Here is a 15,307-nt window from a genome sequence, read left to right as displayed (position 1 = left end):
CTTGGCGGACCTGCGCGCCGCCGGCCGGCCGGGCCTGGCGGCCTACTTCACGGCCGGCGATCCCTGCTACGACGACTGCCTGGCCTTGCTGCGAGCGCTGCCTGCGGCGGGCGCAGACGTGATCGAGTTGGGCATGCCGTTCAGCGACCCGATCGCCGACGGCCCGGTGCTGCAACGGGCCAACGCGCGCGCGCTGAAGGCGGGGCAGACGCTGCGGCGCACCCTCGACCTGGTCGCCGCCTTCCGCGAGGAAGACGCCCACACGCCAGTCGTGCTGATGGGCTACCTGAACCCATTGATGCGCTATGAAGCGGCCAGCTTCATGGCCGACGCAGCCTGGGCCGGCGTCGATGGCCTGATCGTGGTGGATTTGTCGCCCGAGCATGCCGCCGGCATCGAACGGCTGGCGCGGCGGCACGGCATCGCCATCATCAGGATGACCGCGCCAACGACGCCGGACGACCGCCTGGAGCGGGTGCTGGCCGGCGCCGGCGGCTTCGTGTACCACGTCATGCTGGCGGGAACCACGGGGGCCGCGCTGCCCGCCGACGAAGTCATCGCCGCTTCGCTGGCGCGGCTCCGGGCGCGAACGCGGCTGCCCATCGCCGCCGGCTTCGGCGTGCGGACGGCCGACCAGGTGCGGGCGGTGGGGCGCCATGCCGATCTCGTCGCCGTCGGCACGCGGCTGGTCGAAGTGCTGGCGTCCTCCGGCGTGCCCGCGGCGCTGGCCGAAGTCCGGTCGCTGGCCGCCGCCGCCAAGGCGGGGCGCTAAACCGCGGCGATCCCGCGGCTGGCTTGCGCGCGGCGCCCTGGCGTTCCTCATTGCGAGCGCCGCGCCCCGCGGTCCGCCGAGGTGGGCAAATCCGTTCACTGGCCCATCCCCGGCGGGGCGGCGCGTCCTACGCTGATCCGTTTCTTGGGAGACGGATATCAAAGGGCGCATATTCTGCCTGGCCATGGTGGCGGGCGCCGGGGCGGTGCAAAGCCTGGCGGTGTTGCCGGGCACGGCGTTGCGCCTGGTTGCGGGCGCGACCTGCCTGCTGTTGGCGTGGGTGGCCCGCCGTTGGCGCAAGGGCGCCGCGGGCGTGCTGGCGGTTTTGGCGGCGGGGCTGCTGGCCGGGGCGCTCAATGCCATGGTGCGGGCGCAATGGCGCCTGGATGACGCGCTTGCCGACGAACACCAGGACGCGGTGGCGCGACTGGTGCTGCGCGTGGCCGAACTGCCCGACGCCGACGCGCGCGGGGTGCGCTTCACGGCCGAGCAGGCGGGGCCGGGCCTGCCCGGCGTTCCCCGGCGCATCCTGGTCTCGTGGCTGGCGCCGCAGGCGGGCCGGCAGGAAGGGGCGCGGACCGCGCCGCCGGCGCTGGCGCAGGTGGTGCCGGGACAGGTGTGGCGCATGGCGCTGGTGCTGCGCCGGCCGCATGCGCCGCTCAATCCCGAGGCGGCCGATGGCGAGGCGCGGCTCTTCGCGCGCGGCTTGCGGGCCACCGGCACGGTGCGCGGCCAGCCGCGCCTGCTCGATGACCAGCCCTGGGCCTCGGCCGGCGTCGCCATCGAACGGGCCCGTCATCAGGTTCGCGAAGGCATGCGGCGCGCGTTGGGCGGGCACCGCTACGCGCCGGTGCTGATCGCGCTGGCAATCGGCGACCAGGCGGGGGTGTCGCGCGAGGACTGGCGCATTTTCAATCGCAGCGGCATCACTCACCTGGTGTCGATCAGCGGCATGCATGTGACATCGATCGCCGGGCTGGCGGCGTGGCTGGTGGCGGCGGCCTGGCGGCGCGCGCGGTGGCGCGGGTGCGGCCTGGCCGAACGGGTTCCGGCGCGCATCGCCGGCGGCGTCGCGGCGGCGGCGGTGGGCCTGCTGTATTGCCTGTTGGCGGGGTGGGGCGTGCCGTCGCGCCGCACCTTCTTCATGCTGTCGGTGGTGCTGGCGGCCGCGTGGTCGCGCTTGCGGGTATCGGCGGGGCGGGTGCTGGCGTTCGCCGCCGCGGCGGTGACGCTGCTGGATCCCTGGGCGCCGATGGCGGCGGGATTCTGGCTGTCGTTCGGCGCGGTGGCGATTCTGTTGCGCGTTGCGCAGGCGCCGCGCGACGCCGACGCCGGCTGGCGGCAACGCTGCGGCGCGGCCCTGGCGCAGGCCACGCGGCTGCAACTGACCGTGACGCTGGGATTGACGCCGCTGCTCGCCTTCCTGGTACACCAGGTATCGCTGGGATCGCCGCTGGCCAATGCGGTGGCGATTCCGGCGGTGACTTTCCTGGTGACGCCATTGGCCCTGTTGTGCGCGCTGCTGTCGGTGACCCCGGCGATGGCGGGGGCCGCCGCCGTCGCCGGGCAGGCGGGGGCGCGGGTATTCGAGCTGGCAATGACGGTGGTGGCGTGGGTGGGCAACGCCGAGTGGGCCAGCTTCACCGTGGCGGCGGCGCCCTGGCCATGGCTGGCGTGGGCGCTGGCGGGCATGGCGTGGGCATTGCAGGCGCCGGGCTGGCCGGCCCGGCGCCTGGGATGGCTGTGCATGCTGCCGCTGTTGTGCTGGCGGCCGGAGCGGCCCGCGCCAGGCGAGTGGCGCATGAGCGCATTGGATATCGGACAGGGCAGCGCGATCCTGGTCGAGACCGCGACGCAGGTCCTGCTGTTCGATGCCGGCCCGCGCCATTTCGGCGGAGGCGACGCCGGCGAGCGGGTGATCGCGCCGCAATTGCAGGCGCGCGGCATCGGCCGGCTGGACGTGCTGGTGCTGTCGCACGCCGACCTGGACCACGTGGGCGGGACGCGTTCGGTGCTGGCGGCGGTGCCGGTGGCGCGTAGCTATGCGTCGTTCGATGTGGCGGCATGGCTGCGGCGCGACGCACGCCTGTGGCCCGGGCAGGACGGCGCCGGGGCGGACGGCAGGACGCCGGCGCGGATGTTGCGTTGCGAGCGCGGCGACAGTTGGCAGGCCGATGGCGTGACCTTCACGTTTCTGCATCCCGCGGCGGGCGCGCCGGTCGCCGGTGGCGACCGCAACGCCAACAGCTGCGTGCTGCGAGTCGGGGGCGCCCATCATTCCCTGCTGTTGACGGGCGATATCGGCGTCGCCCAGGAGCGCGAGCTGGCCGCCCTTGGGCTGCCGCCCACCAATATCGTGCTGGCGCCGCACCATGGCTCGGCGTGGTCATCCGGGCGCGAGCTGGTGGCGGCGGCGCGGGCCGGCCATGCGATTGCGCAGAGCGGCTACCTGAATCGCTTCGGGCATCCGGCGCCGGCGGTGGAGCGGCGCTGGCTCCGCGCCGGCGCGGCGTTCTGGCGCAGCGATCGCGACGGCGCGGTGATGGCCGAGTCGCGCGCCGCCGGCCTCGACGTATGGGCCCAGCGGGCGCGCCACCGGCGCTATTGGCACGGGCGCTGAGCCGGCGCCGTCCGCCTCGGGCGCGCCGGCGCGCGGGGCGCCCTGGCGCTCAGGCGCCCGTCTCGCTGACGCCGCACCACTGCGCGATGAACAGCGCGATGGTCTTGGTGATCAGCCGCAGCGACTCCAGGTGCACGCGTTCGTCGAAGCCATGGATATCGAGCGATTTCGGGCCGTAGACCAGCGTGGGCATGTCGCCATAGATCACGAACACCCGGGCGTCGAGATAGCCGGGCGTGGTGAAACTCTGCAACTCGCTGTTGAAGGCCTGCTGGTGGCACGCGCGCAGGGTGTTCTCGGCGGCGCTGCCTTCCTCCAGCACATAGCCTTCGGCGTAGAAGCCGGTGTAGGTGACCTGAGGCGGCGTGCCGCCCAGGCGCGGATCGGCGACGGCATCGCGCAGGCAGGCGTCGATCTGGGCGCGGGCCTCGTCGGCGGTGGTGCCGGGATAGATCGCGGCGCGCACGTCGAATTCACACCAGGGCGGCACGGTCGACGGCCAGTCGCCGCCTTCGATCTTGCCGATGTTGAAATTGATCGGATGATCCAGGTGCTCGAAATGGCGGTGGCAGTGATGTTCGGCGTTCCACTTGGCCTCGATGCCGCGCAGGGCTTCGATGGCGGCGTAGGCGGCATCGATGGCGTTGAAGCCGTTGGCCATTTCGCGGGTGTGGGTGGGATGGCCCTGCACCCGGACCTTGAACCACAGCACGCCCACGTTGGCGCGCACCAGCATGTTCTCCTCGGGTTCCGGGATGATCACGGCATCGGCGCGGTAGCCGCGCAGCAGCGCCGCCAGGGCGCCGTTGCCGGTGCATTCCTCTTCGACCACCGACTGGAAATAGATGGGGGCGCCGGGCGCGTAGCCCGCCGCGCGCACGGCATCGTAGGCGTACAGGTTGGCAACCAGCCCGGCCTTCATGTCGGCCGCGCCGCGACCGTACATCCAGCCGTCGATGATGGCCGGGTCCCAGGGCGAGCGGGTCCACATGTCGACCGGTCCGGTCGGCACCACGTCGATGTGTCCGTTCAGGATGAGCGAGCGGCCGGTCTGCTGCTCGGGACGATAGGTGCCGACGACGTTGAAGGCGTTTTCGTACGACACGGTCACCGGGCCGAAGCCGGGATGCGACTCGATGTCGCGCACGTCGATCTTCCAGCGGTCCATGGCGAAGCCGCGCGCGCGCATCGCTTCGAACAGGAAGTCCTGCGCCGTGTGTTCCTGTTCGCGCAGCGACGGAAAGCGCACCAGATCCTGGGTGAAGGCGAGCTGGGCGTCGAACCGGGCATCGACGGCCTGCAGGATGCGGCGGGTCTGTTCTTCGGAAAGCGCCGGCGGGGTGGAGGTTTGTTGCGTCATCGTGTTTCCTTGGGGAGGCGGATTCAGGTTCAGGCGGCCGGCGCGTGCGCGGCGCGGGGCGTGTCCAGCGCCAGCCGGCGCTTGTGGCCGGCCAGGGCCCAGATCGACACCAGCGTGATCGCCGACAGGGTCGAGTAGAAGATCGCCAGCGGCAGCCATTGGCCGGGATAGTGGTAGGTCAGCCAGGTGCCGATCAGCGGCGTCATGCCGCCGGCGACCGCGCCGCAGAGCTGGTACGAAAGAGAGATGCCGGAATAGCGCACGTGCGCCGGAAACGCCGCGCTGATGTAGCCGGCCATCGCCGAGTAGATCGCGGCCATGAAGACCAGCACGATGGCGATGCCGCCGACGATGCTGTAGGACGTGCCCTGCGTGACGAGCATGAACATCGGGTAGGGCGCCAGCACCGAACAGACCGCGGCCGTGATGAGCACGCGGGTCGGACCGAGGATGTCGGCCAGCCACGCCGCCAGCGGCTGCACGAAGAACTGGATGATGGCGACCGCGAACAGGCAGTCCAGGATCAGCTTGCGGTCCAGGCCCATCGTCTGCGTGGTGTAGGACAGCATGAAGGTGTTGGTGAAATAGATGCCGCCGATGGCCACGGTGCACACGCCCATGCACAACAGCACGGTGCGCCAGGCGGTGCGCAGCACTTCCTTGGCCGGGACCTCGGCGCGTTCCTGGCGTTCGAGCACCTGGGCGAAGTCGGGCGATTCATTGACGCCGACGCGGATGAAGTAGCCGACCAGCAGCAATACCGCGCTGATCAGGAACGGCACGCGCCAGCCCCAGCTGACGAAATCGGCTTCGTCCAGCGCGGTCAGCAGGCGGAACGCGAGCAGCGACAGGATCAGGCCGGCCGGGCTGCCCAGCTGCGCGAACGAGGCGGCGAAGGTGCGGCGCCGCTGCGAGGCGTGTTCGCCCGCCATCAGCACCGCGCCGCCCCATTCGCCGCCGACCGCCAGGCCTTGAGCCAGGCGCAGCAGCAGCAACAGAGCGGGGGCCCACAAGCCGGCGCTGGCGTAGCTGGGCAGCAGGCCGATGCCGACCGTGGCCAGGCCCATGATGACCAGGGTGGCCATCAGCGCCTTCTTGCGGCCGACGCGGTCGCCCAGGTGGCCGAAGATGACGCCGCCCAGCGGGCGCGCCAGGAAGCCGGCCGCAAAGGTGCCGAACGAGGCCATGGTGCTGATGAACGGGTCGGCCGTGGGGAAGAAGACCTTGCCGAACACCAGGGCGGCGGCGGTGGCGTAGATGTAGAAGTCATACCACTCGATGGTGGTGCCGACGAAGGCGGCGGTCGCGGCGCGCACGGGCTGGCGCGCCGCCGGAGCATGGGCGGGAGCGGTCATGGGTTTCCTCTTGGGGTGTTGTCGTTGTTCGAAGGCGTGTTTATCGCTCCCGCCTCGATATAACGTCAATTTATGATTTTTAATTTTTCACTTAAGTAAAATTGATGTTTTGATTCCGCGCCCGCCATCGATGAAGCAGACCCACCCCGATCCCCGCAGCGGCGACCGCCTGGACTGGAACCTGCTGCGCACCTTCCTGGTCATCGTGCAGGAGCGCAGCATCAGCGGCGCGGCCGCCAAGCTGCACCTGACGCAATCGGCCGTCAGCCAGGCGCTCAAGCGGCTCGAGGAGCAGCTGGACCGGCGCCTGGTCGAGCGGCACAACCAGGCGTTCACGGTCACCAACGCCGGCGAGGAGGTGCGCCGCGCGGCCGAGGCCATCTACGGCAACGTGGCGCAGTTGCTGACCGACGTGTCGCAGACCGAGGTGGAGGCGAGCGGCCGCATCCACCTGCTGGTGGCCAGCCGCATCCATTCCCAGGTCTATGACAATTTCTGGGCCGCGTTCCACGCCGCCTATCCGCGCGTCGAGGTGCAGTTGGACGTGCTGCCCAGCAGCGAGATCGTCACGCTGATGCAGCAGCGCGTGGGCACGGCGGGCATCGCGCTGTGCCGGCAGATGCCCAAGCGCCTGGAGAACAAGGTGTTCCTGCACCAGCGCTATGCCTTGTTCTGCGGCCGCAATCACGCGCTGTTCGGCCGGCAGGACCTGCGCATCGAGGACCTGATGGGCGAGAACTTCGTGTCTTTCGCCAGCGATGCGCTGGGCGACAGCCTGTCGCCGCTGACGATCTTTCGCGACCAGCGCGGTTTTTCAGGGCGGGTGGTGGCGACGTCGACGCAGCATGACGAGGTCAAGCGCCTGCTCATCGCGGGTTTCGGCATCGGTTGCCTGCCCGAGCACAGCGTGCGGCGCGACCTGGCCGAGGGCCGGCTGTGGCGCCTGCCGCCTGGCGAAGGGGTGTGTTCGGTCGACCTGCACCTGCTGTGGCATCGCGATGCGCCGCGCAGCCCGGCCGAAAAAGCCTTCCTGACGCATTTTCGCGACTATATCGATGGGTTCACCATGGCCGAGCGGCTGGCGTCCGACAACCTGCCGCCGCTTTGAAGCGCGCGGCCGGCTGGGGGTATCAGCGCGGCGCGATCCGGATGCCGTCGCGCACCTGCCTGAACATCGTCATGGCGGCCGGCATCGCGTCGCGCTGGGTGGCGCAGGCCATGCGGACGCGGCCCTGCGGCAGCGGCAGCTCGGCGTAGTACTCCAGCGTGTCGGCGTGGCCGGGACCGGCGCCGGGCGCCGCCACGTAGTCGATGCCGGCGCTGCCGGCCAGCGTGTAGTGGTCGTACAGCTCGATGCTCGCGCGTCGCTGGCGCTGGCGGCGTTCGGCGGCCTTGAGCTGGGCCTGCCAGGTCGGCGCGGCGGGCGCCTTGGCGCCCCGGGCCAAGGGCGGGGCGGCCACGAAGCCGACGCGGCACAGGTATTTGGCGTCCTGCGCCCGTGGCGGGAAGCCGTCGGGGCTGGAGATCTCGATCAGGGCGTCGAAGCGGCCGCGCGCCGGCGCGCGGCCGACCCGCAAGGGTGACGGCACGGTGACGGTCAGTCCGCTGGCGGCGTCGGCGTAGCGGCGCGGCGCAATGTCGGCGGGCGGCCCGCGGTCGTCCGCGCGATCGCCCGCGGGCTCGTCTTCCTCTTGCTGGAAGCGCAGCGGCAGGCTCAGCGCGGTCTTTTCGCCCGTCATGTCGGCGGAAAAGGCGGGCAGCGGCCCGGCGCGCTGCACCATCCGGGTGGCGGCGCGGTCGACCGCCGCATCGCCGGAGGAGCGGTCGACGCTGACATCGGCGATGCTGCCGTCGCGCCGCACGATGATCTTCAGCGACAGGCTGATCGGGCCGCTCAGGCGCCGGGCTTCCGGCGGAAACTTGAAGCTGCTGATCATGCGCCGCTGCACGGCTTGAGTCCACTCGGCCTGATTGGCGGGGGCGGCTGCGAACACCGGCGGCGCGGCGCAGGCCAGGGTGAGGGCCAGGCTACAGGCAAGCACGCGCCAACGCATACGCAGGTCTCCGGTCAGGGGGGGCGGCGCCGGCGTGGCCGGCAAGAATTTGAAAGCGAGCATACCCGAGTGGCGCGCGTGGCGTGGGCCGGGCTGGCGCGCATCCGCCTGGCCTACGCAAACGCGGCCCGCACCCCATCGAACGCGGCCATCACCAGCGGCTCCTCGCGCCGCGCCGCGAGCGTGATGAAGGCCAGTTCGGCCTGGATCGACAGGTCCGGCGCCAGCGCCAGGCCGTGGGCCTGCGATTCGCGCAGCGCGATCGAGTCGCGCGCCAGGGTCAGCCCGACGCCGGAACGCACCAGATCCAGCATCGAGGCCTCCTGGTCGACCTCGGCAACGGTGTTGGGCGTGACGCCCAGTTCGGCGAATTTCGCGGCGAGCAGGCGATGGTGGACCGAGTCGGGCGGCGTCCATATCCAGGGCAGCGCGGCGATGTCGCGCCAGTCGCGCCCGGCCAGTTGCGGCCCCCAGCCCTTGGGCGCCACCACGTAGTAGGAAAAGCCTGCCAGCGGCAGGGCGTGCAGCGCCGGCTGGCCACGGGCCGCGTCGCGCGGGCCGAGGAAGAAGCCGACGTCCAGTTCGCCCGCGCGCACCTGGCGGCCGACCGAGCCGGACATGCCGTGGCGCAGGGTGGGGCGGATCTTGGGATAGTGCTGCACCAGGTATTGCAGCGTGGCGCCCAGCCGCAGGAATTCCGGATCCAGGATGGTGCCCAGGCGCAGCTCGCCCTGCACCGTGGTGCGCAGCGCGCCGATGGCGCGCTCGAAGTCCTCGAGCGCGTCCAGCACGCGCTGGGCCGAGGGCAGCAGGGCGCGTCCATCGGCATTGGGCGCCAGGCCCTGGGCGGTGCGGGTGAACAGCGGCAGGTCCAGGGCTTCCTGGAAGCTCTTGAGTTGCAGGCTGAGCGCCGGCTGCGTCAGGTGCAGGTGTTCGGCCGCGCGCGTCAGGTTGCCGACGCGCGCCACGGCGGCGAAGGTGCGGATGTGCTTGAGGTCCATGGCTCCGGTCCCGGCAGGGCGATACCCATTATTAAAGAGCCTTATAAAGCGCTTTTCAACAATTCATTGGACAGGGGCGGCCGGCTGCGCGACAGTGGCACAGCCCCTTGAGACTCAAAAGAAGAAGCGCAATGGAGACATACGACTACATCATCGTGGGCGCGGGGTCGGCCGGCTGCGTGCTGGCCAACCGCCTGAGCCGCGACCCGGCGGTGCGCGTGCTGCTGCTGGAGGCGGGCGGACGCGACAACTACCACTGGATCCACATTCCGGTCGGCTACCTGTATTGCATCGGCAATCCCCGCACCGACTGGATGTACCGCACCGGCGCCGAGCCGGGGCTGGGCGGGCGGTCGCTGATCTATCCGCGCGGCCGGGTGCTGGGCGGCTGCTCGTCGATCAACGGCATGATCTACATGCGCGGGCAGCGCCAGGACTACGACCAATGGGCCGAGATCGCCGGCGATCCGTCCTGGCGCTGGGACCAGGTGCTGCCGGTGTTCAAGCGCAGCGAAGACCATTATCGCGGGGCCGATGAATTCCACGGCGCCGGCGGCGAATGGCGGGTGGAGGCGCAGCGGCTGCGCTGGGACATCCTCGATGCCTTCGCCAGCGCGGCGGAACAGGAAGGCATTCCGCGCGTGGCGGACTTCAACCGGGGCGACAACTTCGGCGTCGGCTATTTCGACGTGAACCAGCGCCGCGGCTGGCGTTGGAACACCGCCAAGGCGTTCCTGCGGCCGGTGCGCGAGCGGCCCAATCTGCGGGTGATGACGGGCGCGCATGCCGAGCGCCTGCTGTTCGAAGGCACGCGCTGCGTCGGCGTGCAGGTGCGCCGCGACGGACAGTCCGCCAGCGTGCGCGCGGCGCGCGAGGTGGTGCTGGCGGCGGGCGCCGTCAATACGCCGCAACTGCTGGAACTGTCGGGGATCGGCGAGCCGGCGCGCCTGCGCGAAAGCGGCATTGCGCTGCGCCACGCCTTGCCCGGCGTGGGCGAGAACCTGCAGGACCATTTGCAGCTGCGCGTGATCCTGAAGGTGCGCGGCGTCAAGACGCTGAACCGCGTCGCCTCGACCTGGTGGGGCAAGGCCGGCATCGGGCTGGAATACCTGCTGAACCGCAGCGGGCCGATGAGCATGGCGCCGTCGCAACTGGGGGCGTTCGCCAAGTCCGACCCGGGCCAGGCGCGCGCCAACCTGGAATTCCATGTGCAGCCCTTGTCGCTGGGCGCGTTCGGCGAGCCGCTGCATGGTTTCGATGCGTTCACGGCCAGCGTCTGCAACCTGCGGCCTGTGTCGCGCGGCAGCGTGCACGCGCAGGGCGCGGACGGTTCGCTGCCGCCCGCGATCACGCCGAACTACCTGAAGGAAGAACAGGACCTGAAGGTGGCGGCCGACGCCATCCGCCTGGTGCGGCGCATCAGCGCGGCGCCGGCCTTGCAGCGTTACCAGCCCGAGGAATGGCTGCCGGGCCCGGCCTACCAGAGCGAGGCCGAGCTGCGCGAGGCGGCGGGCAAGATCGGCACCACCATCTTCCATCCGGTCGGCACCTGCGCCATGGGCCGCCGCGCCGACGACGGCGCGGTGGTGGATGCGCGCCTGCGCGTGCATGGTCTGCAAGGCCTGCGCGTAGCCGACGCGTCGATCATGCCGACGATCACCTCGGGCAACACCAATTCGCCCACCATCATGATCGCGGAGCGGGCGGCGCAGATGATCCTGGAGGATGCGGTGCGCGTCGGCGCCGAGGCGCGGGCGGCCGAGCTGGTCGAGTGACGCGGAGCGGGACGCGTCCGTGGCGATCCGGGCGTGGCGCGTTGGAGGGGGCGGCCAGGCCCGACATTTCACGCCTGGCGCCCGGGCGGCGCCTTCCAGAGGGGCAGACCCCGGGGAAGGCGCTCTCCGGGTTCGCTTCAGCGCAGAGAGCGGTACATTTCCTGGCGCTGCGGATGCGTCAGGATCACCTGCCACAGCTGCCCTTCGCGCGAGCGGAAGAAGCCCGCGCAACACATCAGGTAGTACTGCCACATGCGGTAGAAGCGCGTGCCGTAGCGTTCCTGCAATTGCGGCCAGGCGCGCTGGAAGTTGTCCCACCAGGCCATCAGCGTGCGATCGTAGTCGGCGCCGAAGTTGTGCCAGTCCTCGATGATGAAGCGGCCTTCGACCGCGGTGCTGATCTCGCGCGCCGAGGGCAGCTTGCCGTTGGGGAAGACGTAGCGGTCGATCCAGGGATCGGTGCTCTGGCTGGTCGAGGCGATGCCGATGGTGTGCAGCAGGAAGATGCCGCCGGGCGCCATCAGCCGTTGCACATTGGTGAAGTAGGTGTCGTAGTTCTTGGGGCCGACGTGCTCGAACATACCGACCGACACCACCTTGTCGAAGCTGCCCTGCAGGTCGCGGTAGTCCTGCAGCAGCAGTTCCACCGGCAGGCCGCGCACGCGCTCCTGCGCCAGCGCCAACTGTTCCTTGGACACGGTGACGCCGGTGACCTTGACGCCATAGCGCTCGGCCGCGAATTTGGCCAGCCCGCCCCAGCCGCAGCCGATGTCCAGCAGCGTCTCGCCGGGCTTGAGCTGCAGTTTGCGGCAGATCATGTCGAGCTTAGCTTCCTGCGCGGCTTCCAGCGTGTCGGCCTGTTCCCAGAAGGCGCAGGAATAGATCATGCGGCTGTCGAGCATGGCTTCGAACACGTCGTTGCCGGCGTCGTAGTGCTGTTCGCCGACCTCGAAGGCGCGGCTCTTGGATTGCAGGTTGAACAGCTTGTGGCGCAGGTGTTCGGCGATCAGCTTGACGCGCGCCAGGCCCAGCGCGGCCGAGCCCATGTCGGCGCGCAGCAGGCGGGTGAACAGTTCGTCGAGCTGCTCGCAGTCCCATTCGCCGTCCATGTAGGATTCGCCCAGCCCCAGCGACCAGCTGGCGAAGACGCGCTCGTACATGTGTTTGTCATGAACCTGGATGTCCCAGGGGCGCGAGCCGTTGATCTGCACGTCGGCCCGGCCCAGCAGGTCCTGCAGGACCTTGGGCGGTTCGGGCGGCGGTGCGGCCTCCGGGCGGGAGGGGGTTAGCTGAGTAGTCGGACTGCTTTGGTGCATAGTGGCTCCATATCAATTCTGGACTGACTGATCTGGCAATGCTCGAAGCGCATAACTCTCGCCCGGACCGGCGGATGGAATCCAATTTAATGATTGAATCGGCTCGATAGGCAATCGTAATTTCAGCGGGATGTCAGCGCCGTGACACCGCGGTCGCCGAACCGGGACCCGCCAATCTTAACCAACGTATGCTGCTGCGCAAGGCCCAGGCGCATCCTGCCACCAACAGGGGCGGCCCAATGACAAGACCATGGAGGCAATGGTGTCGTTGGCCCGCGCCATGCAATGCAGGCGTGGGCGCCGGGCGATCGCCGCTACACTGGTCGCCTGCACCGGTGTTCGCCACGGTGGCGTTGCCCGCCTGCGTGGCGGCGGCATCCGCAATGGCTGCATCGTGCCTGTCGTCGGCGGATCGTGATCCGCCGTGTCGCGTCCGTTTCAAGGAGAGTCCCATGGCTGCGCGCATACATCTGTTCGGCGCCTCCGGCTGTGGCGCCACCACGCTGGGCGCCGCGCTCGGCCAGCGCCTGGGCGTGCCCCATCTCGAAGCCGATGACTATTATTGGCTGCCGACCGATCCGCCCTTCACGGACAAGTATCCGAAGGAGGAACGTTGGCGCCGCATCCGCGAACGGCTGCAAGGGCACGACGATTGGGTGCTCAGCGGCGGTTCGGTCTACAACTGGGGCGAGGGCCTGATTCCCGAGTTCACGTTGGCGGTGTTCCTGCGCCTGCCGGCGGCCGAGCGCATGGCGCGGCTGCAACGGCGCGAGGCCGAGCGCTACGGCGCGGCGCTGGCAAACGACCCCGCGATCGGCGACAAGAGCCGGCGTTTCCTGGAATGGGCGGCCGGCTACGACACCGGCGCCGAGGGCACCCGCACCCCCGAGCGGCACCGCGAATGGATCCGCCAGCTGCACTGTCCGGTATTGACGCTGGACACGCGCGCCAGCGTCGACGACCTGGCCGACCAGGTGCTGGCCGCGCTGCGCTTCCGATAAGATACCGGCCATGCGCGGCGCCGCCGTCGCGGCGCGCGTTGGTCTTTTGGAGCACAACGATGCTGGATGCGAGCCTGGAACCCCGATTGGAATTCGTCACCTGCGCCAGCCCGGCGGGCCTGCACCGCATGGCGTACTGGGAATGGGGCGATCCGGCCAACGACCAGGTGCTGGTCTGCGTCCACGGCCTGACGCGCAGCGGCCGCGACTTCGACACGCTGGCGCGGCGCCTGGCCGGCCAGTACCGCGTGGTATGCCCGGACGTGGTCGGCCGCGGCCGATCCGACTGGCTGGCCAATCCGGCTTTCTACACCGTGCCGCAATACGTGTCCGACATGGTGACGCTGGTGGCGCGGCTGCGGCCGGCCACGCTGGCCTGGGTCGGCACCTCGATGGGCGGGCTGATCGGCCTGGGGCTGGCCGGCGCCGCCGCTTTTGCGCGGGCGATGCTGCCGCTGCGCCCGCACGCAGGCATGTTGCCGCCGCAGGACGGCATCCGCCTGTCGCGGCTGGTGCTCAACGATGTCGGCCCGCGGCTGGAAACCAGCGCGCTGGCGCGTATCGGACAGTACGTGGGCGAACCCGGCGCGTTCGCGTCGTTCCCCGAGGCGGTGGCGGCCATGCGCGCCAATTCCGAGACCTTCGGCCCGCACACGGATGCGCAGTGGGATCACCTGGCGCGTTTCGTCTACCCCGAGCAGGGCGGACAATGGGTCAAGCACTACGACCTGGCGCTGGCGCAGCCGATGGCGCTGCAGACCGGCGATGAACTGGCCGCCGGCGAGCAGATCCTGTGGCGCTCGTACGATGCGGTCGACTGCCCGATCCTGATCGTGCGCGGCGAGCATTCCGACCTGCTGACCCGCGCCACCGTCGACGAAATGCGCCAGCGCAATCCGCGCGCGCGGGTCTACGAGGTGCGCGGCGTCGGCCACGCGCCGACGCTGATGGCCGACGACCAGGTGACGGCGGTGGCGGACTTCCTGCTCACCTGACCACCGCAAGCGGCGCCTGCGCGCCGCGGGCCGAGCGCAACGCGGGCCGCCCCGGGATGGTCCGCCAGCCGCCTTGTGGTCGGCATCCGTTGATCCATCCGTTCATATTGGGGACGCCGCTGCCCGCGCCGCTACCCAGGGGGGCGGGGCTTCTCTACAATAGGTTCCATGAATACGCCCGTGCTCAACATCGATCTGCATTGCCATTCCACCGTGTCCGATGGCGCCCTGGCGCCGCGCGACGTGGCGCAGCGCGCGCACGCCAACGGCGTCGATGTCTGGGCCCTGACCGACCACGACGAGGTCGGCGGCCTGGCCGAGGCCGCGGCCATGGCCGGTGAACTCGGCATGCGCTTTGCCACCGGCGTCGAGATCTCGGTGACCTGGGCCGGCTTGACGGTGCACATCGTCGGCCTGCGTTTCGATCCCTCCAATGCCGCGCTGATCGAAGGCCTGCGCAAGACGCGCTCGGGCCGCGCCGAGCGCGCCCGCCGCATCGGCGAGCGCCTGGCCGAAATGGGCATGCCCGGCGCCTACGAAGGCGCGCTGCCGTTCGCCGGCAATCCCGAACTGATCAGCCGCACGCACTTCGCGCGCTACCTGGTCGAAGCCGGCTACTGTCCCGACGTGCAGACCGTCTTCACCAAGCACCTGGGCGATGACCGCCCGGGCCACGTGCCCATGCAATGGGCCACCTTGGCCGAGGCGGTCGGCTGGATCCGCGGCGCCGGCGGCATCGCCGTCATCGCGCATCCGGGGCGCTACAAGTACACGCCGCTGCAGTTCGCCGCGCTGTTCGACGAATTCCTGCAGTTGGGCGGCGTGGGCATCGAAGTGACGACCGGTAGCCACACCGTTGAAGAGGCGCGCCAGTATGCCGAGGTGGCGCGCCGCTATGGTTTCCTGGCCTCGCGCGGCTCCGACTTCCACAGTGCCAAGGAAAGCCGCATGGACCTGGGCCGGCTGCCTCCGCTGCCGCCGGACCTGAAACCGGTCTGGCACGACTGGTTTTAGCGCGGGCGGCGCGCCGCTGCCCGGCTCCTGGCATGGCGCGTCCA

12 protein-coding genes are annotated in these 15,307 nt (G+C 70.2%); 7 read left to right on the top strand and 5 right to left on the bottom strand.

Annotated features, from left to right (window positions below; translation table 11 throughout):
• Position 1 precedes the first annotated feature (1 nt).
• Together trpA and ACVN9Z_RS24655 are read left to right on the top strand one after the other, a co-directional pair.
• Positions 2–772 carry a tryptophan synthase subunit alpha gene (trpA, locus tag ACVN9Z_RS24660; RefSeq protein ID WP_458212770.1) on the top strand — a complete coding sequence of 257 codons (771 nt, stop codon included), beginning with the start codon at positions 2–4 and terminating at the stop codon, positions 770–772.
• A gap of 184 nt (positions 773–956) precedes the next feature.
• Positions 957–3,392: a DNA internalization-related competence protein ComEC/Rec2 gene (locus ACVN9Z_RS24655; RefSeq protein ID WP_458212769.1), complete on the top strand. Its 2,436-nt coding sequence runs from the start codon at positions 957–959 to the stop codon at positions 3,390–3,392.
• Positions 3,393–3,441: 49 nt separating this feature from the next.
• Here the strand turns inward: ACVN9Z_RS24655 and ACVN9Z_RS24650 are convergent, their stop codons facing one another.
• A complete protein-coding gene (locus ACVN9Z_RS24650; protein WP_458212768.1) occupies positions 3,442–4,752 on the bottom strand; it encodes an ArgE/DapE family deacylase in 1,311 nt (436 codons plus the stop codon).
• Positions 4,753–4,781: 29 nt separating this feature from the next.
• Positions 4,782–6,107 carry an MFS transporter gene (locus tag ACVN9Z_RS24645; protein ID WP_024069373.1) on the bottom strand — a complete coding sequence of 442 codons (1,326 nt, stop codon included), beginning with the start codon at positions 6,105–6,107 and terminating at the stop codon, positions 4,782–4,784.
• 130 nt (positions 6,108–6,237) lie between these two features.
• Between ACVN9Z_RS24645 and ACVN9Z_RS24640 the strand changes: the two genes are divergently transcribed.
• Positions 6,238–7,215 carry a LysR family transcriptional regulator gene (locus ACVN9Z_RS24640; protein WP_054482090.1) on the top strand — a complete coding sequence of 326 codons (978 nt, stop codon included), beginning with the start codon at positions 6,238–6,240 and terminating at the stop codon, positions 7,213–7,215.
• Positions 7,216–7,237: 22 nt separating this feature from the next.
• On the opposite strand, the gene ACVN9Z_RS24635 is transcribed toward ACVN9Z_RS24640, so the two are convergent.
• Both ACVN9Z_RS24635 and ACVN9Z_RS24630 read right to left on the bottom strand, forming a co-directional pair.
• Complete coding sequence (locus tag ACVN9Z_RS24635; RefSeq protein WP_172965840.1) at positions 7,238–8,161, bottom strand: TonB family protein; 924 nt, start codon at positions 8,159–8,161, stop codon at positions 7,238–7,240.
• Between the two features lie 113 nt (positions 8,162–8,274).
• Positions 8,275–9,162, bottom strand: coding sequence for a LysR family transcriptional regulator (locus ACVN9Z_RS24630; RefSeq protein ID WP_458212767.1), 888 nt, complete (start codon positions 9,160–9,162; stop codon positions 8,275–8,277).
• 131 nt (positions 9,163–9,293) lie between these two features.
• Here ACVN9Z_RS24630 and ACVN9Z_RS24625 point away from each other — a divergent pair, with 131 nt between their 5' ends.
• Complete coding sequence (locus tag ACVN9Z_RS24625) at positions 9,294–10,937, top strand: GMC family oxidoreductase (protein ID WP_458212766.1); 1,644 nt, start codon at positions 9,294–9,296, stop codon at positions 10,935–10,937.
• Between the two features lie 137 nt (positions 10,938–11,074).
• Here the strand turns inward: ACVN9Z_RS24625 and cfa are convergent, their stop codons facing one another.
• Positions 11,075–12,253, bottom strand: coding sequence for a cyclopropane fatty acyl phospholipid synthase (gene cfa, locus ACVN9Z_RS24620; protein ID WP_053500533.1), 1,179 nt, complete (start codon positions 12,251–12,253; stop codon positions 11,075–11,077).
• A gap of 452 nt (positions 12,254–12,705) precedes the next feature.
• Between cfa and ACVN9Z_RS24615 the strand changes: the two genes are divergently transcribed.
• The 3 genes from ACVN9Z_RS24615 to ACVN9Z_RS24605 all read left to right on the top strand — a co-directional run bounded on the left by ACVN9Z_RS24615 (position 12,706) and on the right by ACVN9Z_RS24605 (position 15,263).
• Positions 12,706–13,254 (top strand): P-loop NTPase family protein, encoded by a 549-nt coding sequence (locus tag ACVN9Z_RS24615; protein WP_054436730.1) that lies wholly within the window; start codon positions 12,706–12,708, stop codon positions 13,252–13,254.
• A gap of 59 nt (positions 13,255–13,313) precedes the next feature.
• Positions 13,314–14,249, top strand: a complete 936-nt coding sequence (locus ACVN9Z_RS24610; protein ID WP_020928257.1) for an alpha/beta fold hydrolase — start codon at positions 13,314–13,316, stop codon at positions 14,247–14,249.
• A gap of 168 nt (positions 14,250–14,417) precedes the next feature.
• The gene (locus ACVN9Z_RS24605) at positions 14,418–15,263 is read left to right on the top strand and encodes a 3',5'-nucleoside bisphosphate phosphatase (RefSeq protein WP_026384392.1); all 846 of its coding nucleotides are present in this window, start codon (positions 14,418–14,420) and stop codon (positions 15,261–15,263) included.
• Positions 15,264–15,307: the final 44 nt, after the last annotated feature.

The sequence above is a fragment of the Achromobacter sp. KK8 genome (genome assembly GCF_054188005.1).
This window is presented reverse-complemented; position numbering and strand designations above follow the sequence as displayed.

Bases quoted from the DNA above. Each gene is read 5' to 3' on its own strand.
- ACVN9Z_RS24655 (WP_458212769.1), top strand. From the start codon at position 957: ATGGTGGCGGGCGCCGGGGCGGTGCAAAGCCTGGCGGTGTTGCCGGGC.
- ACVN9Z_RS24650 (WP_458212768.1), bottom strand. From the start codon at position 4,752: ATGACGCAACAAACCTCCACCCCGCCGGCGCTTTCCGAAGAACAGACC.
- ACVN9Z_RS24645 (WP_024069373.1), bottom strand. From the start codon at position 6,107: ATGACCGCTCCCGCCCATGCTCCGGCGGCGCGCCAGCCCGTGCGCGCC.
- ACVN9Z_RS24640 (WP_054482090.1), top strand. From the start codon at position 6,238: ATGAAGCAGACCCACCCCGATCCCCGCAGCGGCGACCGCCTGGACTGG.
- ACVN9Z_RS24635 (WP_172965840.1), bottom strand. From the start codon at position 8,161: ATGCGTTGGCGCGTGCTTGCCTGTAGCCTGGCCCTCACCCTGGCCTGC.
- ACVN9Z_RS24630 (WP_458212767.1), bottom strand. From the start codon at position 9,162: ATGGACCTCAAGCACATCCGCACCTTCGCCGCCGTGGCGCGCGTCGGC.
- ACVN9Z_RS24625 (WP_458212766.1), top strand. From the start codon at position 9,294: ATGGAGACATACGACTACATCATCGTGGGCGCGGGGTCGGCCGGCTGC.
- cfa (WP_053500533.1), bottom strand. From the start codon at position 12,253: ATGCACCAAAGCAGTCCGACTACTCAGCTAACCCCCTCCCGCCCGGAG.
- ACVN9Z_RS24615 (WP_054436730.1), top strand. From the start codon at position 12,706: ATGGCTGCGCGCATACATCTGTTCGGCGCCTCCGGCTGTGGCGCCACC.
- ACVN9Z_RS24610 (WP_020928257.1), top strand. From the start codon at position 13,314: ATGCTGGATGCGAGCCTGGAACCCCGATTGGAATTCGTCACCTGCGCC.
- ACVN9Z_RS24605 (WP_026384392.1), top strand. From the start codon at position 14,418: ATGAATACGCCCGTGCTCAACATCGATCTGCATTGCCATTCCACCGTG.